This window comes from Microbacterium trichothecenolyticum (assembly GCF_000956465.1).
Classification (GTDB): Bacteria; Actinomycetota; Actinomycetes; order Actinomycetales; family Microbacteriaceae; genus Microbacterium; species Microbacterium trichothecenolyticum.
Map to the genome: position 1 here is coordinate 1 of NZ_JYJA01000029.1, position 22,584 is coordinate 22,584.

Sequence of the window (22,584 nt, forward strand, 5' to 3'; positions counted from 1 at the left end):
CTCCAACAATGGGAAGACCACTACAACTACGATCGACCCCACGGCGCCCTCGGCGGCCAAACACCCTACGAGCGCCTCAAGCAGAAAGCAGCGGCCCCACTGTCATAGGGCTCCGTCAGTTGCACAGAGCTGCATCCACCGCCCTTTGTTACCCCGCAGAGAGGGTTCGTTCGCTCACACCGGCACGGTTCGTGGCAGAACTCCCGGCGGGGCAAGGGGGTTGCGGCCTGCCCGCGCCATCGTCCGCCGGGAGTGGACGTCCCTAGGTTTCGACGCGGGCGACGGGGAATGCGACGTCGACGCGCAGGCCGACGCCCGGAACATTGTCGAGTGTCGCGGTTCCTCCGGAGACGGAAGCGATCCCCGCGACGATCGACAGCCCCAATCCTGCCCCGCCGCGAGTGCGCGCCGTGCTCTCGCGGGAGAAGCGATCGAACGCGTGCGGGACGTAGGCCGGGTCCATGCCGCCGCCGTCATCGCTCACACTCAGGCGAATGGACCCCGCCTCCTGCACGAGGCGCATCTCGATCGTGCCCTCCTCCCCCACCGCGTCCAGCGCGTTGCCGACCAGGTTGTCGCACACGCGTCCGAAGTCGGGTTCGCTGACGAACGCGATGGCGTCGTCGTCGTGCGTCTCGGCGGTGTAGTCGATACGGATGCCGAGACCCGCCGCCCGGTGACGCCCGCGGTCCGCGGCATCCGCCAGCTCGGCCGCAAGCTCGGCGATCGACGCGCGCCCCGGCTCGGCCTGGGAGTCGATTCGCGACAGTTCGAGCATCGATGTGGCCAGGGACGACAGCCGCGCCACCGTCTTCTGCGCGGCGGTGACGTCGGCCTTCATGTCGGCGAGGCTGGTCGCCTGACGCTGCGCGAGCTCGAGGCGTGTCTGGATGATGGCGAGCGGGGTCCGGAACTCATGGCTTGCGTCCGACACGATCTGTCGTTCGCGCTCGGCCGATGTGCGCAGGTCGCCGATCAGCTCGTTCAGAGTGGAAGCCAGCTCCGAGATCTCATCCTTCGCCGGACCGACGGGAAGCAAGTCGGTGCCCGGCGCCGCCACCAGCTCTTCGGCGCTTCGCCGGAGGCGCGTCACGGGCGCGAGCGCCGCGGAGCCGATCAGCCACGCCGCCGCCCCGAACGCGAGGTTGATCACCGTGAGGCTGCCGATGAGCAAGAGCGCCACCTCTCTGAGGACTTCGTCGTCGTTCATACTGGCGGTGATCACATGCCATAAGCCGTCGGCCGTGGTGACCGAGGTGGATCGCACCAGATAGTCCTCGCCGATCGTCCGCACCCCATCGGGTTCGCCCGCGATCGTCGTCACCGCGTCGGCGAGCCCGTTGGGAAGGGTATTGAGCACCACCTGCCCGGTCGGGTCGACGACCGCGACGAACTGGCCCGGCCCGGGCAGGTCCATCTCTTCCGTGTCTCCGCTGTGGATGGCGGTGACGTACGGGCCTTCGATGCCTTCGAGCAGTCGCTCCTGGCCGTCGCTGACGATGCGCTGCACCTGGGCGAAGATCACGATGCCCGCCACGATCGAGATCAGGATCGCGATCAGCAGACTGCCGCCGGTGATGCGCGCCCGGATCGACAGCCGCGACAGGTTCACGAGCCGGTGGCGACGAGTTCGTAGCCGACCCCGCGAGTGGTCGCGATGCGCACCGGCGCACCGACGGCATCGAGCTTGCGGCGGACGTAGCTGACGTACTGGTCCACGATGTTGGCGTCGATGTAGCTCGCCGATCCCCAGATCGAGTCGAGGATCTCGGCCCTGGGCATCACCTGTCCCGAGTTCACCGCCAGAAGCCGGAGCAAGTCGAACTCGGTGCGGCTGAGGCGGAGTTCCCGCCCACCGGCCGAGATCTCATGTCGGAGCATGTCGATCTGCAGCCCGCCGATGTCGAGGCGTGCGGTGCCGATCGCGTCCCGGCGCCGCAAAGCGCGCAGCCGTGCGGCGAGTTCCGCGAATTCGAACGGCTTGGTCAGGTAGTCGTCCGCTCCGGCATCAAGTCCCGCGACGCGGTCGTCGACCGCGTCGCGGGCGGTGAGCAGGATGATCGCGAGGCCATCGTTCTGACGTCTCAGCCAACGACACACCTCGATTCCCGTCATCCCGGGAAGCATGACATCGAGCACGGCGATGTCATAGTTGCCGTCCTTGGCCAGGGTCAGCGCATCGATGCCGTTGTCGGCGACATCCACGCTGTATCCCTCGGAGCGGAGGCCGCGGGCAAGCAGGTCAGCCATCTCGGGTTCGTCTTCGACTGTCAAGATTCGCAATGCCATGGGCCGACCCCTTCCCTGCTGCGATCCTACGGCGGAGCACGGAAGACGGCCGACCATGGATGGTGCTATGCCGGCACCTGCGCCCAGCTCGCAACGGCAACCGGGCCGCCGAACTCGCTGACCGCCTCAGCCCGCTGGCGACGGACCTTGATGCCGAGATACGCCGCGATGACCACGATGATGGCGAGGAAGACCACGCTGGTGACCGTCGTGCCGAGGCCCCATCCGCCATCGGCGGGCGCCTGCGAGAGGAGATCGCCGATCGATGCACCGAGGGGACGGGTGAGGATGTACGCCGCCCAGAAGCAGAAGACGAGGTTCGCCTTGAACGCGAATCGCGCGACGACGATCACCGCGATGAGCGCCGAGAAGAGAATCGTGCCGACCAGGTATCCGAGCCCGAGTCCCTCTGAGATGAGGTCACCGGCGGCCGTCCCCAGCGCGAATGTGAAGAGGACCGTGATCCAGTAGAACGCCTCGCGACGACGAGTGAAGATCGTCTTGATCGACAGCGTGCGCTCGCGAGAGAACCAGATCCCGAAGGTGATCGCGAGCACGGCGCTGAAGATGACGGTGCTGACCCAGAGTTCGACACCGAGGTTGTCGGTGAGATTGTCGGTGAGGAGGGTGCCGACGATGCTGATCAGGACGACGACGGTCCAGTAGATCCCGGAGTTGTAGCGCCTCGTCAGGAACTGCGCGACAAGGGCGACGGAGAGCAGCACGCTCATGATCCAGGTTGTGACGGTGAGGCCGAGGCCGACATCCAGGTTGAGGTAGTCGGCGAAGGTCTCACCGGTCGTGGTCGAGAGGATCTTTATGACCCAGAAGGCGAAGGTCACCTCCGGCACTCGGTTGAAGAGGATAGTTCTGATGTGTTCCGGCATGGGCTTGGTCATGCCGTCACTTTCCCGATGTGGGCTTGGCGTTTGCCCAGCGGGCGCGTCGGTGGGGGTGAGCGTTCTCTCAGGAAGCCCCGCTCGGAGCCGTTCCTGAAGGAACTCTCACCCGGGCTCCCGATCCTGAACGATCTCTCAGGCGCGGCCCCTGCCCGGTGCCGCGGATGATCAGATCGCCGCTCTAGCGTGGACATCAGACTCGTCCCACCCGGTGACGACGACACACTCGGAGGCGTAATGCCCGCACGCCGATCCCCGTCGAGAGCGGCAATCGTGGTCGGCGGCCTCGCCGGCCTCAGTGCCGTCGTGCTGCTCGGCCTAGTCATCCACGCCCTCGGAAACGGGCCCTTGCCCGTCGACACGTGGTGGCACGACCTCATGCTGGCCTCGCGGACGGATGCCGGGCTCGCCGTCGCTCGCGCCCTCGATGTCATCGGTGGAGTGGTGTGGATGATCGTCATCGGGATCGTTCTCGTGGTGAGCCTGCTCATCGCCCACCGCCCGTGGGACGCGCTGGCGGTCGTCGCCGCGATGCTGGTTGCGGAGGCGACCACGAGCGTCCTGAAGCTGTCGTTCGCCCGGCCGCGACCGGCCGACTCTCTGGTCACCGAGGCGATGACCTCGTTCCCCTCGGGACACACGTCGCTCGCCGCCGCCGTGACCGTGGTGCTCGCTCTGCTGCTGAGGAGACCGATGCTCTGGGCGGCAGCCGCACTGTGGGTCGCGATGATGGCCTGGAGCCGCACCTATCTCGCAGCGCATTGGCTCACCGACGTGTTGGCGGGCGCTGTTCTCGGGTCATCGGCGGCGCTGCTCGCGTGGGCGCTCATCACCGGCATCCGCGATATCGCACAGCGGCGGGCGGTCGCGGCCTCGCAAGATCCGTCGGCCAGGTGATCCGGCACAGACCGCAACGCCGACCGCTCGTCGCGCAAGACGCGAGTCCGCGGTCGGCGTTGCGGGCTGTGCGGTCAGTCGTCGGCGGTCTCGCCGTCGTTCGTGCCGTCTTCGACGCCCTGATCATCGGCCGTCTCGCCGTCGTTCGTGCCGTCTTCGACGCCCTGATCATCGGCTGTCTCGCCGTCGTTCGTGCCGTCTTCGACACCCTGATCATCGGCCGTCTCGCCGTCGTTCGTGCCGTCTTCGACGCCCTGATCATCGGCCGTCTCGCCGTCGTTCGTGCCGTCTTCGACGCCCTGATCATCGGCCGTCTCGCCGTCGTTCGTGCCGTCTTCGACACCGACCGTGGTAGTCGGCGAGGGCGACGAGGCCTGCGCGATGGTCGGGATGCCGATCGCGAGACCCGTCGCGAGGACTGCGGCGGCGATGCCCGATCCGATGGCGATCGGGAGCTGCTTCTTCTCGGGTTCCATGGGTGGGTTCCTTTCAGACGGAATCTGCCGTCGCCTTGACGCTACGAAGGCGATCGTGGGATGAACGTGAGAGCGGCAGCCGCAGGCGCACGGTCGTTCCGGCGCCGGGGCGCGAGCTGATCGAGACACGGCCGCGCAGCGAGATCACAATGTCCCGCACGATCGACAGCCCCAGCCCGCTGCCCTCGCCGCCCCGAGAGGGGTCAGCCTGCCAGAACCTGTCGAACGCGTGGCGAACCTCGGCCGGCGTCATCCCGATGCCGTGATCCTCGACCTCCACGACCGCCCAGCGCCCTCGTGCGAAGACACGCACGCCGACGAGCGTGTCGTCGCCGGAGTATCGGCACGCGTTCACGAGCACGTTCAGCAGCACGCGCTGCAGGGCTGCGGCGGATGCCTCGACCGTCGGCCGCCCGGTGACGCCGACCGTCACCCGCTCCGGTCGCCGCAGCAGCGCGCGCGCCGACTCGACGGCGTCGCCGACCGCGACGAAGCTGGTGTCGGACCGCTCGCCGGCATCCTCGGAGGCGGCGAGCAGGTCGTTCGCGATCGCGCCGAGGGTGTGCGTCGCGGCGAGCGCCGCTTCAGACGCGGCGCGGTACTCGGCGACGCTCCGCGGCCGCAGGAGCGCCATTTCGAGTTGGGCCTGGATCGCGGTCAGCGGCGTGCGCAGCTCATGCGAGGCATCGTCCACGAACCGCCGCTGGGCGGCCAGCGCAGCGGCCACGGGCCTCATCGCGACTCCGGCGAGGATCCAGCTGGACAGTGGCGCGACCAGCAGCAGTCCGGCGAAGGCGACCAGGAGAGCGGTGCGCAGCGTCGCGAAGCCCGCCTCGGCGGTGGGCGCCGACCCGCCGTCCTCGACGCCGTCGAAGTCGAAGGTCGCCGTGACGAACGCGTAGACGCCCAGGGCGAAGGCGGCGTAGGTGAGCACTTGGACCGCGGTGAACCCGAGCGTGAGCCGCCAGCGTGCACGTCGCAGGATCATCCGGTCTCGCTCGTCACGGAGTACCCGGCGCCACGGTGGGTGACGATCGGGTCTGCCTCCCCGGGCATGGAGAGCTTGCGCCTGAGATAGCGGATGTAGGTGGGCACGACGTTGCTGTACCCCTCGTAGTTGCGATCCCAGGCATGGTCGATGAGATCGCTGCTGGTGACGACCGCGTCCGGGTGACGCATCAGATAATCCAGCACCGAGAATTCCTTCGGGCTGAGCGCGATGACGCGTCCGCGACGCTCAACGACACGGCGGCCCGGATCGAGGGTGAGCGATCCCACTGTCAATCGCGGCGGGAGCGCAGTGGGTGCGCGGCGCAGGAGCGCACGGATGCGGGCCAGCAGCTCCTCGACGTGGAACGGCTTGACCAGGTAGTCGTCGGCACCGGCATCCAGGCACTGCACGATCGTGGCGCGGGCCCCGATGGCTGTAAGCATGAGGATCGGGACATCCGCAGCCGACTCCCGGATCCGGCGGCACAGCTCGATCCCGCCCCCCGGCATGCCGGGCAGCCGAACATCGAGCACCACGAGATCCTCCGGCTCGATCTCGAACGTGACGAGCGCCGACCCGGCATCCCCTTCGACGTCGACGGCGTACCCGGCCTCGCGCAGCAGCTGCGCCACGGTCGCGGCCAGCAGCGCATCGTCTTCCACTAACAGGATCCGCATGACACCTCCGCCAGGATCCTCCCGAACGGTGCTGAGGAACGCGCGACCGTGAGGTGGCCTGACTCTGAGAGTTCGTTCAGACGGCCGGCAACGACCGATATGGCGACATAGCCTCGATGAGCGACAGCGCGGTTGCCCATCTGCCACCGACGGAACGGACACCGCATGGACTTCTTGGATGCCGTCATCCTCGGCCTCGTCGAAGGGGTCACCGAGTTCCTCCCGGTGTCGAGCACGGGGCACCTGACCCTCACGGAGAACTTTCTCGGGCTGTCGATCGACGATCCCGGGGTGACGGCGTTCACCGCCATCGTTCAGTTCGGCGCGATCCTCGCGGTGATCCTGTATTTCAGGGCGGACATCGGCCGCCTGATCGCCGCGTGGTGGAGCGGTCTGTTCAGCCGTGACGCGCGCCAGAACCCCGACTACCGGTTCGCCTGGTACGTCATTGCGGGCTCGATTCCGGTCGGCATCGTCGGCTTCCTCGCGAGAGACCTCATCGCCGGACCGCTGCGAAATCTGTGGGTGGTGGTCGCCGGCCTCGCACTGTGGAGCGTCGTGATGTACGTCGCGGAACGCGTCGGCAGACAGACCCGGCCTGAGGAGAGCCTGACACTCAAGGATGCTCTGATCATCGGCTTCGTCCAGTGCGTCGCGCTGATCCCTGGCGTCTCTCGATCGGGCGCGACGATCAGCGCCGGTCTGTTCCGCGATCTGAGTCGCGTGGCCGCCACGCGGCTCTCGTTCTTCTTGGCGATCCCTGCGCTCGTCGGCGCCGGGCTGTTCGAAGGCGTCAGCGAGGGGTCGGCGGTCAGCGCCGCCGTGGGTTGGGGACCGGTGATCGTGGGAACCGTCGTCAGCTTCGTCGTCGCCTACGCCACCATCGCGTGGCTGCTCCGCCTGGTCGCGCGCCACCCCATCACCGTCTTCATCTGGTACCGCGTCGGCCTCGCCGCGCTGATCTCCGTGCTGCTGCTGACCGGAGTGCTGAGCGCGACCTGACAAGCGGATTCACCGCGAGCCGGCGACCGGAAGCTGCACCAGGAAGCTGGCGCCACCGCGGTGATCGGCGTCGAGGATGAGGGAACCGCCGTGCAGGGCGACGAGTTCGCGCGCGATCGCCAGGCCGAGCCCTGCTCCCCCTGTAGTGGACGCTCGCGCGTCGTCGGCGCGCGCGAATCGCTCGAAGATGCGCTCCTGCATTCCGGGTGGGACGCCGGGACCGTCATCCGACACCCGGAGCACCGCAGTCTCGTCGTCCTCGGCGAGCTCGATGACGACCCGCGATCTGCCGTATTGCAGGGCGTTGTCGAGCAGATTGCGCACGACGCGGGTGAGCTGGCCGGCATCGCCGATGACTTGTGCAGCCGAGACACGTGAGGCATCGATCGTCAGGTCGGTGAGGCCATGGTTCTGCACCTCTTCCAGCACGATGTCGTCCAGGTCGACCGGCGCGCTCGTGCGCGACGGAACGGATTCATCGAGTCGAGCCAGCAGGAGCAGGTCGTCGATGAGGCTCTGCAGCTGCGCGGCGTCATTCAGGGCACCCCGATGTGTTGCGCGCAGGTCCGCCGTCTCCGGGTGGGCGAGATCGATCTCGAGGGCCGCGCGGATCCGCGTCAGCGGACTGCGGAGCTCATGGGATGCGTCCGAGACGAAACGTCGCTGGCGTGCTGCCGTCGCCTCGAGCCGGGTGAGCATCGAGTTCATCGTGTGAGCCAGCCGCGCGATCTCGTCGCGAGTGGCAGGCTCAGGCACACGCTGGTCCAGGTTGGATGCACTGATCTCTGCGACGCGGGCTCGAATCCGCTCGACGGGACGCAGAACGCGGCCGACCAGCAGCCAGATCACCACACCGAGCAGCGCCGTCGTGGCCGGGACGGCGATGAGCAGGCTCCGCGTCAGCGCGCTCACGCTCTCGTCGACGTCATCCAGCGGCGTCCCCACCAGGATCGTGAGGTCCTCACCGTAAGGCTCTGCCCGCACACGGAAACGAGCGGCGTCAGGTCCGATCTCCACCGTTGCGCTCTTCGGACTCGCTGACGGATCGATCTCGACCTTCGGCGCCGCGGATGTTGCCGCGATGACATCACCTGATCCGTCCAACACCAGAGCGAACGACTCCTCATCGCCGCTGCCCGGAAGGATCTCGCCGCCGGTGCCGGCATCAAGGGAGTCGGAGATCGACCGCGCTGTACGTTGCAGCACCTCGTCGACGCTGTCGGTCAGAACGGCGCGCTGCGCGGTGACGAGCGCCGCCGCCGCGACCGTGAGCACGAGCAGCACCACGATCGAAGCGATCGCTGAGACACCCGCACGGACGCCCATCAACTCAACCGGTACCCCGCGCCACGCACGGTCTCGATCACCGATGTGTTCGTGAGCGCGGCGATCTTGCGCCGCAGGCGGGCGACGTACACCTCGACGATGTTGGGATCGCCCTCGAAGTCGTCCTGCCACACGCCGGCCAGGATGTCGCTCTTCGACAGCAGCCGGCCGGTGCGATGCAGGAAGAACACGAGCACGTCGAACTCCCTCGCCGTCAGGGGCAGCTGGGACTCACCGATCCAGGCGCGCTGCGCACGGACGTCGACACGCAGAGCCCCGACATTCGTGACGGGCGGTACGCCCAGCGAGGCGCGCCTGGTGAGCGCATGCAGCCGGGCGACCAGCACAGGAAAGCTGAAGGGCTTGACCAGGTAGTCGTCGGCGCCGGTGTCGAGCGCCTCGGCCTCGTCGAGATCGCCGTCCTTGGCCGTCAGCATGAGCACGGGTGTCCAGTCGCCGTCCGAGCGGAGGTCGGCGCACACTCGGTACCCGCTGATTCCCGGGAGCATGATGTCGAGCACGATGACGTCGTAGCTGCCCTCGCGCGCTCGCCAGAGACCGTCGATGCCGTTGTCCGCCGATTCGACGGTGAACCCCTCCGACATCAGCCCGCGCTCCACCGTCGAGACCAGCGCCGCATCGTCATCGATTACGAGTACCTTCACGCGCGCCCCTCAGGTTACCTGCGCAGGCAGCCACCCGCAGGTCGTCGGGGCATACGGTGCTTCTCAGCGTACGACGGCTTCGGCCCACGGGCATGTCTCGCAGCGAGCTAGCCGGCGTCCTCGGTGTCAGCCTTGGAGCCGACGACGGCGAAGCCATCATCCAGCTGCACGTCGACCTGCGTCCCGTCGTTCCGTGTGACTTCCACTTCGTACAGGCTCTCCTCATCACCGACTTCGGTGCCGGTGACCTTGCCCTCGCCGACGAACTCGAGCGCTGCAGCGCTCGCCTTGTCGAGCGCGCTGCCCGTGATCGACGTCTCTGTCGAGTCATCGTCTACCGTCGCTGCCAGGGCGACTCCGGTTCCTCCCGCGACGAGTCCCACCGTGATAGCAGCGGTGGTGAGTGCGATCCGCTTCCTACGTTCCATGACATCCTCCTTCGACAACTGCAAGATACTCACGAGGCGCTGACTCCAGACTGAATCCGCGTCAGCTGCTCAGCCTGCAGTCAGAACTCTGCGGCCGCCGGCACGGTCGGCGGAGTGTCAAGATCGGCGCCCGAGAGGATGCGCTCACTGCGAGAACTCTCATTCTGAGAACTGTCTCATCCCACGGCGATCCCGTTCAAATGGTCCGCTCGGGTCGAGTCCCGAGAGTCGGAGCATGAACGCAGACGGTGCGCTGGGACTGGATGTCGTCGTTCCCGTCCACAATGAGGAACTCTCACTCGAGGCCGCGGTGCGAGAACTCCACCGCACCTTGGATTCGATCATCCCGGTGCCGTGGCTGATCACTATCGCTGACAACGCCAGCACCGACTCGACCGCACACGTCGCCGCCCGGCTCGCCGAGGAGCTGTCCTGCGTGCGGGTCCTGCGTCTCGAGAAGAAGGGGCGCGGGCACGCGGTGAAGATCGCATGGCTGCTCTCGGAGGCGACCGTCGTGGCCTACATGGACGCCGACCTCTCGACGGATCTGCGGGCGCTCCCGGCACTCATCGCCCCGCTCCTCTCGGGTCACTCCGATGTCGCGATCGGCACGCGCCTCGCGCGCTCGTCGCGGGTGGTTCGCGGAGCGAAGCGCGAACTCTTCTCGCGCGGATACAACCTCCTCCTGCGCGGCGCGATGGGGGTGAGCTTCTCCGACGCGCAGTGCGGGTTCAAAGCCCTGCGACGGGATGTCGCCCGAGCGGTCCTGCCCTACGTCTACGACACCGGGTGGTTCTTCGACACCGAGCTGCTCGTCATCGCGGAACGCGCAGGGCTGCGTATTCACGAAGTGCCGGTGGACTGGGTCGATGACGAACTGAGCAGCGTCGACATCCTCGCAACCGCGGTGGCAGACATCAAAGGGGTGATGCGCATCGCCAGGTCGATCGCCGTCGGCGCGATACCGATCGAGACGATCTACTCGGAACTCGGCCGCAAGCCACTTCTTCGATCCCGGACGCCTTCGTTCTTCGGGCAAGTGCTGCGTTTCTTCCTCGTCGGCGGGATGTCGACCATCGCCTTCGCCGTGCTGTATGTCGGGTTCGCTTCCTTTCTGCCCGCGCAAGCAGCGAACTTCTGCGCCCTCCTCCTGACGGCGATCGCGAACACCGCCGCGAACCGGCGGTTCACGTTCGGCGTCCAGGGACGGGCGGGAATGACGCGCCATCACATTCAGGGACTGCTCGTGTTCGCACTCTCGTGGGCGATGTCGGCAGGAGCTCTCCTGCTTCTGCACGCCGCGTGGATACAACCCAGCCCCACGGTCGAGGTTCTCGTGCTGACGGTCGCGAACCTGCTTGCGACCGTCCTGCGCTTCGCACTCTTCCGACGGTGGGTGTTCCGCCTCCCGCTCACGACGGATGCCGCCACGACGAGCCGCGCGTCGGTCGTCGCGGCAGTCGCCGCGGGGTCGCAGCGATGAGATCGCGGCCCGCACGCTCGACTCGCCGGGAGAAGTTCGCGCTCGCGGCTCTGCTGCTTGGCGCAGCGTCCCTCTACCTGGCGGGACTCGGGCAGTCGGGCTGGGGCAACGCCTACTACGCGGCGGCGGCGCAAGCCGGGTCGGTGGACTGGACCGCATTCCTTTTCGGATCCTCGGACGCAGGGAACGCGATCACGGTGGACAAACCGCCGGCCAGTCTCTGGCTGATGGCGTTGTCCGGTCGGCTGTTCGGAGTGAGCCCGGCGTCCATGCTCCTTCCGGAGGCCTTCCTCGGAGTCGCCACGGTTGCGGTGACCTACGCGTTGGTGCGCCGCCACCACTCAGCGAGAACGGCGCTGCTGGCCGGCGGGATCCTCGCCGTGACGCCTGCCGCTGCTCTGATCTTCCGCTACGACAACCCCGACGCTCTTCTCGTGCTGCTCGTCACGATCGGGCTCTACGCGACGGTCCGCGCCCTCGACGATCATCGGATCCGGTGGACGCTGCTCATCGGGCTGGCGTTCGGACTCGCGTTCCTCACCAAGCAGCTGCAGGCATTCATCGTGCTGCCCGTCGTCCTCGCGGTCTACCTGTGGGCCGGGAACGGAGGGCTGCGTGAGCGGATGCGGGGTGTCGGCATCGCGATGACGGCTGCGGTGGTCTCCGCCGGCTGGTGGGTCGCCCTCGTGACTCTGGTGCCCTCCGGCCGACGTCCCTGGATCGGCGGCACCTCGGATGACAGCTTTCTGGGCCTGACACTCGGCTACAACGGGCTCGGACGCATCTTCGGCGGGCAGGGCAACAACTCACCCTCCGGCGCCGGGATCGACAGACTGCTCATCGGAAACGCGGGCTGGCTCATCGGCTGGCTGATCCCCGCCGCACTGGCGTTGACAGTCGCGGCCCAGATTTGGCAGAGGAAGGCACCGCGAACGGACCCCGCCCGTGCCACGCTGATTCTCCTCGGGGGAAGCATGGTCACGACGCTCACCGCACTGAGCGCCATGAGCGGGATCTTCCACGCCTACTACTCGGTCGCTGCGGCGCCGAGCATCGCGGGTTGCGTGGCCATCGGAGCGAGCGTCCTGTGGCGCGAGCGTGCACACTCGAGTCGCCGGCTCACCCTCGCAGCGACGGTTGCCGGATCCGGCATCTGGGGGTGCGCGCTGCTCGCATCGGACGGAGGGCCACTCGCCGCGCAGGTCCTCGTCATCATTGCAGCGGTCATCGGCGCGGCCCTGATCTGCGTCGCGCCGACGACGCGGTGGGGATCGTCCACAGCCGCCGTCCTCGCGATCACCGCCGTGATGGCGGGGCCAGTGACTGCTTCCGTCGCGATCGCGAGCGTCGGACACGCCGGCTCCGGGGCCGCGGCGGTCTCGCCTCACAGCGCCGACGGCTCCTCAACGTTCGGCCTGGATCCGAGGGTGGTCGACGCTCTCGCCCAGAACGGTCGCGACTTTCGCTGGGTGGCGGCCACCATCGGATCACCGCGGGCAGCGCGCTACCAGCTAGCGAGCGGATACCCGGTGATGGCGATCGGTGGGTTCAAGAGCACGGACCCATCGCCCACTCTCGATCAGTTCCAGCTGTACGTCACCAGCGGGCAGGTTCATTGGTTCATCGCCTCCGGCCACGGCGCGATCCGATCGTGGGTCGAGCAGAACTTCGCGCCCCAACAAAAGTCCGGCATCACGATGTACGACCTCACGACCCCGCCCTCCCCGCAGCCTGCTGCCGCCCACACGTCCACCATGAGCGAACTGGTGGACACGAACCCAGTCCTGGGCCTATACGCGGCTCGGCGTGGCGACGACCGTACTGCCTATTGATCGAGGGAGGAATCGGATGCTACAGCGCGACCCGCCTCGCCTCACTCTCCCTTCGCGCATCCGTGCCGGGCTTGCGCACCCCGCGCTCGTTGTTGGGTTCGTCGGTGCGATGGTCGGATTCGCGGGGTCGTGGATCCCGTCGTACTGGGGCGACGAGGCGGCGAGCATCCTCTCGACGTCACGTTCATGGCCGAGCCTCGGGGCGCTGCTCGGGCAGATCGACGGCGTACACGGGCTGTACTATGCCCTTCTCAAGCTGTGGACGGCGCTGTTCGGCACGTCCGAGGCAGCGACCCGGCTTCCGAGCGCGATCGCCGTCGGCCTGATGGCCGGCGGCACGGTCGTCCTGGCGAGACGGTTCGTCGGCACCCGCATCGCCGTCATCGCGGGCACCGTCTGCGCGATCCTGCCGCGGTCGACCTGCATGGCCGCCGAAGCGCGCTCCTATGCCATCGGCGCTGCGATCGCCGTGTGGATCACGGTGCTGTTCACCCGCCTGGTGACACGAGATGCCTCACGTCGCCAGTGGCTCCTGTACGGCATCGCTTGTGCAGGCGCGATGTACCTCTTCCTCTACCTGGGCCTCATGCTCGTCGTGCACGGCGTCGTCGCTGCGATCCTCTACCGGGAATCGCTCGCACGCTGGATGCTGACCGCGGGAGGCGCCACGCTGCTGGCTGTTCCGATCATCTTGGTGGCATCTCTCCAACGGCAGCAGATCGGCTTCCTCGCTCGGCGGCATTACGCCACACCCGCGAACGTCCTCACCCGGCAATGGTTCGGCTATCCCGTTCTCGCGGTCGTCGCGTGGTTGCTCATCCTCGCGACAGTCGTCTGGCTGGTCCTTGCTGTCATGGGCCGGCTGCCGCGCGGGGCTCGACTCCAAGCGACCGTGTTCTCCCTCGTGTGGCTGTTCATCCCGACGGCCGCCCTGCTCATCGGCAACGCCCTGCTGTCGCCGATGTACAACGTGCGGTACCTGTCGTTCTGCGTGCCCGCTGCCGCGCTGGTCATGGCGCTCGGCGTCGCGGCCATCGGCGAGCTCGCGGCACCGCATCGCCGGCTCGCAATCAGCACCGCTCTCACCGCGGCGCTGGTGGCGGCATCCGTCCCCGTCTACCTCGGCCAGCGCACGCCGTGGGCGAAGGACGGCGGGAGCGACTGGCGGGCTGTTGCGGAGTACGTGCAGCAGCACGCGCACGACGGAGCCGTGCTGTTCGACCAGACCACAAAGCCGTCACGCGCCCCACGCATCGTGCTCGACCTCTACCCTGCCGCGTTCGCCTCGGTCGACGACGTCGCCCTGCAGACGCCGCTCGCCGAGCGAGCCGGCCTGTGGGACGCCGTCGCCCCGAACGCCGACGCGACATCACGCATGCGAGGAACCAGCGAGGCGTGGGCGGTGGAAGCCGCACAGGGCACGACGGTCCCGCCGGATGTCGCGCTCCTGACGCAACTCGGCTTTCAGGTCGACTCCGCCGTTCTCATCCACCGCACCACCGTCTACCACCTGTCGAGGAAGTGACCCGATGACCACAATCAGTTGCACACGCAACGATCACCGATTTGCCCACATTTCACCCACGAACGCCGCAGATCCGGCCCGATCGAGGCGGATTCGCGAAGAGACCCGATCTGCGTGATTCCGCGGATATCGGACCGAATCCGCCCCAGACGGAAGCCCTCAGCGACGACTGAAAATCGAAAGGTCACCGGATCGATGCCGGTCGGAGCCACTGAAACCCTCTCCTAGCTTCTACATGGAGGGGGTTTCTTCGTTAACCCCGCCGCACGCGGTACCCGAGATACACGAAGCCGTTCTCGAAGCGACGCTCGTCGGTCAGCTCCAGATCGAGCCGCAGTCCTTCGTCGAGGAAGCGGATGCCGCCGCCGACGACGACGGGGCAGAAGACGACGTGCACCGCGTCGAGGAGGCCGGCTCGCGCCGCCACAGAGGCCAGCTGACCGCCGCCGATCGCGAGTGGGTCGGCCGAGGCATCCTTCAGTCGCCGCGCCTCGTCGGCGTCGAACGTGGAGCGCAGCTCGGTGCGCCGGGTGGTGACCGCGCCCAGGCGGCGCGAGTACACGATCTTGTCGACGTCGCGCCACTGCAGAGCGAACTCGCGCTCGGCGGGCGGCAGGTCGTCGAGCGGGATGTCGTCCCACACCTTCATCACGTCGTACACCTTGCGGCCGTAGAGGTGAGTGCGTGCCGGAGCCAGCAGCCGGTTCACGAACGAGTGGACCTCCGCGTCCGGCGTGGCCCACGTCCATCGGCCGTCCGGACCCGCGATGTAGCCGTCGAGCGAGGCGGAGTTGAAATAGATGAGTGACCCCATGCGTCGGCAGGCTACCCGGCACGTCGCTCGCGGGCCACCGTTCCCGCGTTGCCAGCGAATCGTCAGCAACCACCACTTGCGGTGGGGACGGATGCTGCGGCTATTGTTTCTCGATAGCTACGTACCGTTTATCGATAGGCAGGCTCGCATGCAACGCACCACGATCGTCGTCCTGAAAGTCCTCATCGCGGCACTGCTCGTGCTGCTGCTGTGCTGCCAGGTATTCGTGGTTCCGGCCGTCGCCGCGCAGTCGGCGGTCCGCTACTCCGAGATCGCCTATTTCGAGATCCCAGGCACCATCGTCGGCATCCTCTTCCTGCTATGCGTGCAGGTGGTGCTCGTGTGCGTGTGGCGGCTGCTGTCGCTGGTGCGCGAAGACAGCATCTTCAGCGAGAGCGCGTTCCCCGACGTCGATGTCAGTCTGGCGGCGGTCGCGTTCGCGACGTTCCTGGTGCTCGTCGCGCTCATCGCACTGAGCCTCACCGGATTCATGACGCCGTCCATCACCCTGCTCCTGCTGCTCGGCGTCGTGGTCGGCGCCGGCCTGTCGCTGCTGATCGTGGTGCTGCGGAGCCTCCTGCGCAAAGCCTCGCAGCTCGAGCACGACCTCTCGGAGGTGGTGTGATGCCGATCATCATCAACCTCGACGTGCAGCTGGCGAAGAAGAAGATGTCGGTCACCGACTTCGCCGCCGCGATCGAGATCACCCCCGCCAATGTCTCCGTGCTGAAGAACGGCAGGGCGAAGGCGGTGCGGTTCACGACGCTCGACGCGATCTGCCGGGTGCTCGACTGCCAGCCCGGCGACATCCTCGAATGGGTGCCCGACGACCACCCGGCGGCGATCGCCGCGGCGGAGGGCGAGGCATGACAGCAGCGACGGCGAGTGGCAGGGCGACGCCGGCGTGGAGCTCCACGGCGATCGCGGAGCTGCTCGACGTCGTGCGCTGCCCGGTGTGCGGCTCGGGCGTCGTCGCCGAGCGGCGGTGCCCGGCATGCGGCGCGGACTTCCGCGGCGCGATCGGCCGCGATCTGTGGGCGGCGTCTCAGGACGCCGTGGATGCGCTCCGCGTGCGCCAGGCGGTCCTCGACCGGGTGCCGATCGCCCCGATCGCAGCGGCGGTGAAGACCCCGGCCCCGTCCGCCGCGCCATCGGCACCGGTGGCCGCGCCGCCTCCGGCCGTCGCAGGCGCTTCACGCCCCGGCCCGTCCGCGACCGTGCAGTCGGTGCTCGCGGTCGCGGGAGCAGGGCTCGTCGCGGTGGCGGCGGTGGTGTTCACGTTCTTCAACCCCGACCTCGCAGACCCGCTGCCGCGTGCCGCGATCGTCGGCGGCATCGCCGCGGCGTTCCTCGGCGGATCGGCGCTCCTCGCGCGCCGCGGCCTGCGCTTCTCCGCCGAGGCGATCGGCGCTCTCGGCGTGGTCTTCCTCGCCCTCACCATCGCGACGGCGCTCGCGCTGCTTCCACCCGGCCTGGACGGATGGGTCTTCACCGCGCTGTCGACGCTCGTCGCCGGCGGCGCCCTCGCGGTACTCGGCCCACGCGCCGGCATTCGCGCGTGGCTCTGGAGCGGTCTCGTGGCTCTGGCCTTCGTCCCGCTGATGCTCGGCCTCGCGACCCCCTCGGCGCTCGCGGCGACAGCCGGCTGCCTGGCCTCCGCCGCCGCGGCGAGCGCCCTGGTCGCCTTCGCGTCCCGCGGGTCGGCCGGCTTCGCCCGCCCGCTCACGGCGGAGGTCGTGACCCTCACCGTCGTCCAATTCGGCTTCGCCGCTGCGGCGCTCGTGACGGTGTGGGCAGCGGATGCCTCCACCGGCGTCTCCCCCGCGTACCTCGCGAGTGCGACCCTGGTCACGATCGCCGGCCTGGCCGCAGCATCCGCCCGGCACCTCGCGGGAGCGCTGTGGAGCGGTCTCGCCGGTGGGGCGATCGTCGCCTCCGCGGCGGTGCTGCCGCTCGCCTCGGCGACGGGAGGCTACTGGCTCGCGGCGTTCCCCGTCGCCGCAGGCCTGGGGCTCGTCGTCGCGGGCGCGCTCAGCCCACTGCATCGCATGATCGCGCGCGGTGCATTCTTCGCCGGAGCCGTCGCGGTCGTCGCGGCCGTCGCCGTGATCCCGACGCTCACCGCTCTCCTGACGCTGGGGGGCGTCATCGCCAGCCCGAGAACCGTCCTTGTGTCGGCGACCGGGCTCGGGCTCACAGCAGGGCTGGCGGCCCTGGCCCTGTCGCTCGCGTCGTTCGCGGCCATCACGACCCCGCACGGCGTCGCGGTGACGGCTGCGACCCGGGACGAGGCATCCGTCCCCCCTGCCCACAGGTTCGGGGCGGACGCCGCGCCTTCTGGGCGCGCGCCGTACGCCCCGAACGCACCCGATGCGCCCCGGATCCCCGACGCCGGAACGGTCGAGCCGTGGCGGCCGTCGGCGATCGGGACCCGGTGGCTCGGATTCCTCGGCGCATGGTACGCGGTGCTCGCGTTCCTCACGGTGCTCGCGCTGGCGGACCTCGGGGTGTGGGCGCGCATCGCGCTCGGGCTCGTCGCCGCGGTCATCGCGGGCACCGTGTCGACGACGCGGCTGCGGGATGCCCCGGCCGCCGTCCGCATGCCGCTCGTGGTGGGTGCGCACGCGGCCGTCGTGTTCGCCGCGGTGCTGTCGTGGCGCGACGACGACCTCACGGTGTGGGCGGGCGCGGCCGTCGTCGCCACCCTCGGCGTGCTGGCGCTCACGGTGCCGCGCGCAGCCCGGTTCGTGCACGTGGGAGTCGGGTTCGCCTACGCGCTGGTCATGGTCGCGACGGCGCTCGCCCGTGCGGGGGCGGATCCGCTCGTGGTGGTCTGCCTCACGACCTGCGCCGCCGGCGCGGTGGCCATCGCGGTCACGTTCGCCCGCCGGGTCCCGTCGCGCGAGTGGTACGCCGTGCTCGTCGTGACGGCCGTGCCCTTCGCCATCGGCGTGCTGCAGGTGGTGTTCGAGCGCAGCGGCTGGACCGCTCTGTCGACAGCGGTGATCTTCTGCCTCGCCCTGACACTCGTCACGACGACGCGGCCGGGGCTCGGCATCGTCGTGCGCACACTCGCCGCGGCGACCCTGGTGCCCGCCGTCGCGGTGGTCGCGGTGTGCCTCGGCGCGCAGCTGCTGCCGATGAGCGGCTCGCCGATCGTGCTCCCCGTCATCGCGGCGATCGTCGCCGGCGTGCTGGCGTCGGCGGACCTCCTCGCCGCGGCGCTCTCGCGACGCCTGCCGGCGGCGCACGTGCGGGCCGCAGGGCTCGCGGTCGAGGCATCCGCTCTCCTCACGGCGGTGATCGCCGTCGGACTCTCATTGGTTCGCACGTCGGCGGGGCTGCCCACCACGCTGCTCGTGCTCGTGATCCTGGGCATCGGGTTCGTCGCGACCGCACTCTTCTCACCGCGTCACTACGCGTGGCCTCTCGCCGGCGCGGCGTTCACGGGCGCCTTGTGGAGCGCGTGGGGCCTCGTGGGCGTCACCGGCCTCGAGCCGTATCTGCTGCCGCCTGCGCTCGGGGTCGCCGTCGTGGCGGCGTGGCTGACCGCCCGCGGGCGCCCCGCGGCAGGCCTCTACACGGTCGGGCTCGCCGTCGCAGTGGTCCCCGTGCTGATCGCACTCGCGCTGGACGGCACGGATGCCGCGACGCCCGCGCTCGCGATCGACGCCGGCTTCCCCGCCCGGGCGTACGCGCTCGTGGGCGCGGCGTGGGCGCTGGTGGCAGCATCCGTCGTCGTGTCTCGCGCGTCCGCGCCGCGTGTGCGCCGCCTGCGGGTGCTGCGCGCGCCGACGCTCGCCGTCGCGATCGTCGCAGCCGCGGCCGCTGCGGTGCAGGGCGTGCGGTGGGGTACGGGGCTGGATGCCGCGCCCACGGATCCGCTGATCGTCGCGGCGCTCGTGTTCGGGCTCGTCGGCGGCGGGGCAGCGGCGTGCGCCGCGCGTTCCCTGCACCGCGGGGCGACACCGGAGACGCTGATCGCCCATACGCGCTGGCTCGGCGCCCCCGCCGTGCTGATCGTCGGCATCGCGACCTGGCCGGCGATCGAGCGGGACTGGTCCGTCATCTGGACGATGTGGGCGCTGCTGCTGGCGCTGCTCACGCTCATGGTGGGGGTGGCCGCACGCGGCCTTCGGGCGCCGACCGCGCTGCCCCCGGTGTGGTTCCTGTTCGCGGTGTCGTTCACGACCGCGGTGGTCGCGTGGAGTCCTCGCGACTTGCGCGTCGAATGGTTCTCGCTACCGCTCGGGCTCTTCCTCCTCGCGGCGGGGGCGCTCGCACTGCGAAGGCCCGCACCGTTCGCGCGCGCGAGGTCGCTCCAGGCGTGGCCCGCCGGCTGGACGGGGTCGTGGCCTCTCCTGGCGCCCGGTCTGATCACGATGCTGAGCGCGTCCGTCGCGGCGACCTACACCGACCCTCGCACGTGGCGCGCGATCCTCGTGATGGCGATCGCACTGGTCGCGATCCTGGTGGGCGCCACCCGGCGTCTCGCCGCGCCGTTCCTCATCGGGATCGTCGTGCTGCCTGTCGAGAACGTGCTGGCGTTCATGGTGCAGATCGGCCGCGGCATCGAAGCGATGCCGTGGTGGATCACGCTGTCGGTGGTGGGCGCGGTGCTGCTCATCATCGCGGTCGGCTACGAGCGGCGGGCGGGCGATGGCACCGGCCTCGCGGCCCGGCTGCGCGACCTCGCCTGACCGCCGCGCACTCAGGACTCGAAGGTGACGTCGACCTGAATCTCGGACGCGAGCCGCTCGAGCTCCCGGGTGAGGGCGGCGAGATCGACGGATGCCGGGATCCGGGCCGTCACCGTCGCCTCGAACAGCCGGCCGCCGTACATCGCCGCCTCACGCGTCTCGGTGGTCATCCGGTCGATGCTGATGTCGTGGGAGCGCAGCACCGTCGTCATCTCCCGGACGATGCCCGGATGGTCGTTGCCGATCAGCTGGAGGGTGAGCGGACGCATCGCGGCCTCCTCCGGGGAAGGCTCGACCCCTGTGCTGACGGTGACGGAGAGCAGCCCGTCGAGCACAGACAGGGACTCGCGGAGCTCGTCCGCGCGCGCTGCCGCCACGGAGACCTCGACGACGCCGGCGAAGACGCCCGACAGCTCGGCGAGCTGGCTGTTCTCCCAGTTGCCGCCGTGCCGATCGACCACATCGGCGACGGCCGCCACGAGACCGGCTCGATCGCCTCCGACAAGGGTGAGCACGAGCGTCGTCATACCTGTCAGGGTAGCGACCGCGCGCGCTCAGCGCGGGGCGAGCTCTGACGTCACCGGGAACGGCAGCCGGAAGCGCTCAGGATCGGCGCCGACAGCGGACGCCGCACCGTACTCGTCCGCGACGACGGTGACGCCGCGGGCGCTCGCCTCGGCGATCCGCACCGGTCGCTCGGTGCCGTCCGCGAGGCGGAGGGTCCACTGGTCGGCGAGATAGCCGATGCCGAGCTGCTCGAGCAGCACCTCGGCAGCGAGCCACTCGACGCCGCCCACGCCTTCGGGCGTGCGCTCGCGGCCGAGCAGGTCGAAGACGCGGAAGCCGTCGCCGGAGGGGAGCATCCATCCCAGGATCTCGCCGTCGGCGCGGCGGTGCTCGATCCAGTCCGCGGGCAGCATGGGACACGAGCGTACCGACACCGACGCCGACAGGCGACGCGGATCATCCACAACCCGCACCGCGGTCGGGCAGTGGGCCGCGGCATCCGGGTAGCATCCGCTTCAGAGATCGCACGTGGGGATGCGCGGTCCGGACGCGGGGAGTCGTATGGTCACCTTCGGCACACCTCCCGCCCGACGGCCGTCGGAGCGGGTGCGTCGCCGGCGCCTGTTCGCGGGCATCGCGGGCGCTGTCGTCCTGCTCGCCGTGATCGGCGGCTCGGTCGCGGCGATCGGCTTCGCACGCGCGGGCGCCCACGACCAGGAGACGGATGCCGCGCCCACCGCCACCGGATCGGCGACGCCGACGCCCACTCCCACCCCGACGCCACTGACACCCGAAGAGCAGCTGCTCGCTTCCACCACCGACCCTGCGGCGTGCGCGGTGAGCTTCATGGGCGACGGGATCGCCGACGCACCCATGCTGCAGACGCAGGGCGCGCTGTACGCAGGCTTGCCGATCCCTTCGCGCGACGGACTCGTGTTCGCCGGCTGGTACGCGACGCCGGCGGATGCCGCGGCGTTCGCGATCCCTGGACGCGTGAACGGCTCGGAACCCGTCGTCTGCACCGACCAGCGCGTGACGCTGCACGGTGCGTGGATGAGCCCCGAGCAGAATGCGGCCGAGAACGCCCGCATCCCGATCCTCATGTACCACCAGTTCACCGCCGACCCCGGCGGTGAGAGCGGCTGGCTGCGCGGCAACTACGCCTACATCGGCGACTTCGACGCGCACATGAACCACATCGCGACGACAGGCTTCTACCTGCCCACGTGGGACGAGCTGTCGGCCTTCATCGACGGACGCCTCTTCCTGCCGAACCACTCGGTGATCGTCACCGACGACGACGCCGACCAGACCTGGTTCGACCTCGCGGCTCCCGTTGTCTCCACCTACAAGGTGCTCACGACCTCGTTCATGATCACGGCCTACCGGCAGGATCCGCCGCCGAACCCCTACGTCCTGCGACGCTCGCACACGCACGACATGCATCGCGCGGGCGCGAACGGCGACGGGCTCATCACGAACCTCTCGGTGCCCGAGATCGTGGCCGACATGGAGGCGTCGTACGGCGTGCTCGGGGCCAAGGAGATCATGGCCTACCCGTTCGGGCACTACAACGACACCGCGAAAGAGGGCCTGCGCCAGGCGGGCTGGGAGATGGCCCGCACCATCGAGCCCGGCTACGTCACGATCGGCACCGACAAGCTCGCACTGCCCACCGTGCGCATCAACTACGGCATGGGACTGGACGCGCTGATCAACCTCATCGGGTGATCGCGTGGGGGTGACGGATGCTGCGGGCCGCAGCATCCGTCAGTGATCGTGTATCACACGAGATGACACAGGCTCCTCTGTCAACAGCAGGACGATCTGAAACACAGCGAAGCTTGAGCAATCGCGCTTCTTAAGTCGATGCGCCCGCTGTATTGTGACAACTGCGTGGGAGCTTTCGGGCTCTCCTATGACATCGGGTTTGGGATCCGATGTCGGCACTGGATGGGGATCCGGTGGGCGCACTGGGGATAACGCGGCTGGTTACCCGGCCACCGCAAAAAACTGGGGAATATCGCAATGGCATATCCATATGCCGTGCGCTCATCGTGCCTGGGGGTTGCA

At 68.9% G+C, this 22,584-nt stretch carries 22 protein-coding genes; 10 read left to right on the top strand and 12 right to left on the bottom strand.

Features of this window, described 5'->3' with window-relative positions:
- The coding region (locus RS82_RS22025) for an integrase core domain-containing protein (protein WP_157005214.1) at window positions 1–108 on the top strand (108 nt) is incomplete at its 5' end.
- Window positions 109–262: 154 nt separating this feature from the next.
- On the opposite strand, the gene RS82_RS05650 is transcribed toward RS82_RS22025, so the two are convergent.
- The 3 genes from RS82_RS05650 to RS82_RS05660 form a co-directional block, all read right to left on the bottom strand.
- Window positions 263–1,612, bottom strand: a complete 1,350-nt coding sequence (locus tag RS82_RS05650) for a sensor histidine kinase (RefSeq protein ID WP_045297572.1) — start codon at window positions 1,610–1,612, stop codon at window positions 263–265.
- Window positions 1,609–2,289 (bottom strand): response regulator transcription factor, encoded by a 681-nt coding sequence (locus RS82_RS05655; protein WP_157005412.1) that lies wholly within the window; start codon window positions 2,287–2,289, stop codon window positions 1,609–1,611. Before RS82_RS05655 ends, RS82_RS05650 begins: the two co-directional genes overlap by 4 nt.
- 65 nt (window positions 2,290–2,354) lie before the next feature.
- The gene (locus RS82_RS05660) at window positions 2,355–3,188 is read right to left on the bottom strand and encodes a COG4705 family protein (RefSeq protein ID WP_045297574.1); all 834 of its coding nucleotides are present in this window, start codon (window positions 3,186–3,188) and stop codon (window positions 2,355–2,357) included.
- Window positions 3,189–3,425: 237 nt separating this feature from the next.
- Here RS82_RS05660 and RS82_RS05665 point away from each other — a divergent pair, with 237 nt between their 5' ends.
- A complete protein-coding gene (locus RS82_RS05665; protein ID WP_045297575.1) occupies window positions 3,426–4,085 on the top strand; it encodes a phosphatase PAP2 family protein in 660 nt (219 codons plus the stop codon).
- A gap of 74 nt (window positions 4,086–4,159) precedes the next feature.
- On the opposite strand, the gene RS82_RS05670 is transcribed toward RS82_RS05665, so the two are convergent.
- The 3 genes from RS82_RS05670 to RS82_RS05680 are packed head-to-tail and all read right to left on the bottom strand — an operon-like array spanning window position 4,160 to window position 6,214.
- Window positions 4,160–4,561, bottom strand: coding sequence for a hypothetical protein (locus RS82_RS05670; RefSeq protein ID WP_052676707.1), 402 nt, complete (start codon window positions 4,559–4,561; stop codon window positions 4,160–4,162).
- Window positions 4,562–4,574: 13 nt separating this feature from the next.
- Window positions 4,575–5,549: a sensor histidine kinase gene (locus tag RS82_RS05675; RefSeq protein WP_045297576.1), complete on the bottom strand. Its 975-nt coding sequence runs from the start codon at window positions 5,547–5,549 to the stop codon at window positions 4,575–4,577.
- The gene (locus tag RS82_RS05680) at window positions 5,546–6,214 is read right to left on the bottom strand and encodes a response regulator transcription factor (RefSeq protein ID WP_245619527.1); all 669 of its coding nucleotides are present in this window, start codon (window positions 6,212–6,214) and stop codon (window positions 5,546–5,548) included. Before RS82_RS05680 ends, RS82_RS05675 begins: the two co-directional genes overlap by 4 nt.
- Before the next feature lie 180 nt (window positions 6,215–6,394).
- Here RS82_RS05680 and RS82_RS05685 point away from each other — a divergent pair, with 180 nt between their 5' ends.
- The gene (locus tag RS82_RS05685; protein WP_045297579.1) at window positions 6,395–7,231 is read left to right on the top strand and encodes an undecaprenyl-diphosphate phosphatase; all 837 of its coding nucleotides are present in this window, start codon (window positions 6,395–6,397) and stop codon (window positions 7,229–7,231) included.
- A 9-nt stretch (window positions 7,232–7,240) separates the two neighbouring features.
- On the opposite strand, the gene RS82_RS05690 is transcribed toward RS82_RS05685, so the two are convergent.
- The 3 genes from RS82_RS05690 to RS82_RS05700 all read right to left on the bottom strand — a co-directional run bounded on the left by RS82_RS05690 (window position 7,241) and on the right by RS82_RS05700 (window position 9,650).
- On the bottom strand, window positions 7,241–8,557 hold the full coding sequence (locus RS82_RS05690) for a sensor histidine kinase (protein ID WP_045297580.1): 1,317 nt from the start codon (window positions 8,555–8,557) through the stop codon (window positions 7,241–7,243).
- Window positions 8,557–9,222 carry a response regulator transcription factor gene (locus tag RS82_RS05695; RefSeq protein ID WP_045297581.1) on the bottom strand — a complete coding sequence of 222 codons (666 nt, stop codon included), beginning with the start codon at window positions 9,220–9,222 and terminating at the stop codon, window positions 8,557–8,559. The genes RS82_RS05690 and RS82_RS05695 overlap by 1 nt, the downstream gene beginning before the upstream one ends.
- A 107-nt stretch (window positions 9,223–9,329) precedes the next feature.
- Window positions 9,330–9,650, bottom strand: coding sequence for a PepSY domain-containing protein (locus RS82_RS05700; protein WP_045297582.1), 321 nt, complete (start codon window positions 9,648–9,650; stop codon window positions 9,330–9,332).
- A gap of 235 nt (window positions 9,651–9,885) precedes the next feature.
- On the opposite strand from RS82_RS05700, the gene RS82_RS05705 reads away from it, so the two are divergent.
- Genes RS82_RS05705 through RS82_RS05715 form a run of 3 tightly spaced genes read left to right on the top strand, consistent with a single transcriptional unit; the run spans window position 9,886 to window position 14,490 of the window.
- The gene (locus RS82_RS05705) at window positions 9,886–11,133 is read left to right on the top strand and encodes a bifunctional glycosyltransferase family 2/GtrA family protein (RefSeq protein WP_045297583.1); all 1,248 of its coding nucleotides are present in this window, start codon (window positions 9,886–9,888) and stop codon (window positions 11,131–11,133) included.
- On the top strand, window positions 11,130–12,965 hold the full coding sequence (locus tag RS82_RS05710) for an ArnT family glycosyltransferase (protein ID WP_052676708.1): 1,836 nt from the start codon (window positions 11,130–11,132) through the stop codon (window positions 12,963–12,965). The genes RS82_RS05705 and RS82_RS05710 overlap by 4 nt, the downstream gene beginning before the upstream one ends.
- Before the next feature lie 16 nt (window positions 12,966–12,981).
- On the top strand, window positions 12,982–14,490 hold the full coding sequence (locus RS82_RS05715) for a glycosyltransferase family 39 protein (protein WP_052676709.1): 1,509 nt from the start codon (window positions 12,982–12,984) through the stop codon (window positions 14,488–14,490).
- 253 nt (window positions 14,491–14,743) lie between these two features.
- On the opposite strand, the gene RS82_RS05720 is transcribed toward RS82_RS05715, so the two are convergent.
- Window positions 14,744–15,304: a dihydrofolate reductase family protein gene (locus RS82_RS05720; protein WP_045297584.1), complete on the bottom strand. Its 561-nt coding sequence runs from the start codon at window positions 15,302–15,304 to the stop codon at window positions 14,744–14,746.
- A 148-nt stretch (window positions 15,305–15,452) separates the two neighbouring features.
- Between RS82_RS05720 and RS82_RS05725 the strand changes: the two genes are divergently transcribed.
- The 3 genes from RS82_RS05725 to RS82_RS05735 are packed head-to-tail and all read left to right on the top strand — an operon-like array spanning window position 15,453 to window position 20,004.
- Window positions 15,453–15,929 (top strand): DUF2975 domain-containing protein, encoded by a 477-nt coding sequence (locus RS82_RS05725; RefSeq protein WP_045297586.1) that lies wholly within the window; start codon window positions 15,453–15,455, stop codon window positions 15,927–15,929.
- Complete coding sequence (locus RS82_RS05730) at window positions 15,929–16,174, top strand: helix-turn-helix domain-containing protein (protein WP_045297587.1); 246 nt, start codon at window positions 15,929–15,931, stop codon at window positions 16,172–16,174. Before RS82_RS05725 ends, RS82_RS05730 begins: the two co-directional genes overlap by 1 nt.
- Entirely contained in the window at window positions 16,171–20,004 is a 3,834-nt protein-coding gene (locus tag RS82_RS05735; RefSeq protein ID WP_045297589.1) for an SCO7613 C-terminal domain-containing membrane protein, read from the top strand. The genes RS82_RS05730 and RS82_RS05735 overlap by 4 nt, the downstream gene beginning before the upstream one ends.
- 11 nt (window positions 20,005–20,015) lie before the next feature.
- Here the strand turns inward: RS82_RS05735 and RS82_RS05740 are convergent, their stop codons facing one another.
- On the bottom strand, window positions 20,016–20,531 hold the full coding sequence (locus tag RS82_RS05740) for a glycine cleavage system transcriptional repressor (protein WP_045297590.1): 516 nt from the start codon (window positions 20,529–20,531) through the stop codon (window positions 20,016–20,018).
- Window positions 20,532–20,558: 27 nt separating this feature from the next.
- Entirely contained in the window at window positions 20,559–20,924 is a 366-nt protein-coding gene (locus RS82_RS05745; protein WP_045297591.1) for a hypothetical protein, read from the bottom strand.
- Window positions 20,925–21,072: 148 nt separating this feature from the next.
- On the opposite strand from RS82_RS05745, the gene RS82_RS05750 reads away from it, so the two are divergent.
- Complete coding sequence (locus RS82_RS05750) at window positions 21,073–22,242, top strand: polysaccharide deacetylase family protein (RefSeq protein WP_052676710.1); 1,170 nt, start codon at window positions 21,073–21,075, stop codon at window positions 22,240–22,242.
- Window positions 22,243–22,584: the final 342 nt, after the last annotated feature.

What these genes read in the sequence shown, in the direction of transcription:
- RS82_RS05665 (WP_045297575.1), top strand. Translation starts at nt 3,426, where the DNA reads ATGCCCGCACGCCGATCCCCGTCGAGAGCGGCAATCGTGGTCGGCGGC.
- RS82_RS05660 (WP_045297574.1), bottom strand. Translation starts at nt 3,188, where the DNA reads ATGACCAAGCCCATGCCGGAACACATCAGAACTATCCTCTTCAACCGA.
- RS82_RS05655 (WP_157005412.1), bottom strand. Translation starts at nt 2,289, where the DNA reads ATGGCATTGCGAATCTTGACAGTCGAAGACGAACCCGAGATGGCTGAC.
- RS82_RS05705 (WP_045297583.1), top strand. Translation starts at nt 9,886, where the DNA reads ATGAACGCAGACGGTGCGCTGGGACTGGATGTCGTCGTTCCCGTCCAC.
- RS82_RS05750 (WP_052676710.1), top strand. Translation starts at nt 21,073, where the DNA reads ATGGTCACCTTCGGCACACCTCCCGCCCGACGGCCGTCGGAGCGGGTG.
- RS82_RS05725 (WP_045297586.1), top strand. Translation starts at nt 15,453, where the DNA reads ATGCAACGCACCACGATCGTCGTCCTGAAAGTCCTCATCGCGGCACTG.
- RS82_RS05675 (WP_045297576.1), bottom strand. Translation starts at nt 5,549, where the DNA reads ATGATCCTGCGACGTGCACGCTGGCGGCTCACGCTCGGGTTCACCGCG.
- RS82_RS05685 (WP_045297579.1), top strand. Translation starts at nt 6,395, where the DNA reads ATGGACTTCTTGGATGCCGTCATCCTCGGCCTCGTCGAAGGGGTCACC.
- RS82_RS05720 (WP_045297584.1), bottom strand. Translation starts at nt 15,304, where the DNA reads ATGGGGTCACTCATCTATTTCAACTCCGCCTCGCTCGACGGCTACATC.
- RS82_RS05745 (WP_045297591.1), bottom strand. Translation starts at nt 20,924, where the DNA reads ATGCTGCCCGCGGACTGGATCGAGCACCGCCGCGCCGACGGCGAGATC.
- RS82_RS05735 (WP_045297589.1), top strand. Translation starts at nt 16,171, where the DNA reads ATGACAGCAGCGACGGCGAGTGGCAGGGCGACGCCGGCGTGGAGCTCC.
- RS82_RS05710 (WP_052676708.1), top strand. Translation starts at nt 11,130, where the DNA reads ATGAGATCGCGGCCCGCACGCTCGACTCGCCGGGAGAAGTTCGCGCTC.
- RS82_RS05700 (WP_045297582.1), bottom strand. Translation starts at nt 9,650, where the DNA reads ATGGAACGTAGGAAGCGGATCGCACTCACCACCGCTGCTATCACGGTG.
- RS82_RS05670 (WP_052676707.1), bottom strand. Translation starts at nt 4,561, where the DNA reads ATGGAACCCGAGAAGAAGCAGCTCCCGATCGCCATCGGATCGGGCATC.
- RS82_RS05690 (WP_045297580.1), bottom strand. Translation starts at nt 8,557, where the DNA reads ATGGGCGTCCGTGCGGGTGTCTCAGCGATCGCTTCGATCGTGGTGCTG.
- RS82_RS05715 (WP_052676709.1), top strand. Translation starts at nt 12,982, where the DNA reads ATGCTACAGCGCGACCCGCCTCGCCTCACTCTCCCTTCGCGCATCCGT.
- RS82_RS05730 (WP_045297587.1), top strand. Translation starts at nt 15,929, where the DNA reads ATGCCGATCATCATCAACCTCGACGTGCAGCTGGCGAAGAAGAAGATG.
- RS82_RS05740 (WP_045297590.1), bottom strand. Translation starts at nt 20,531, where the DNA reads ATGACGACGCTCGTGCTCACCCTTGTCGGAGGCGATCGAGCCGGTCTC.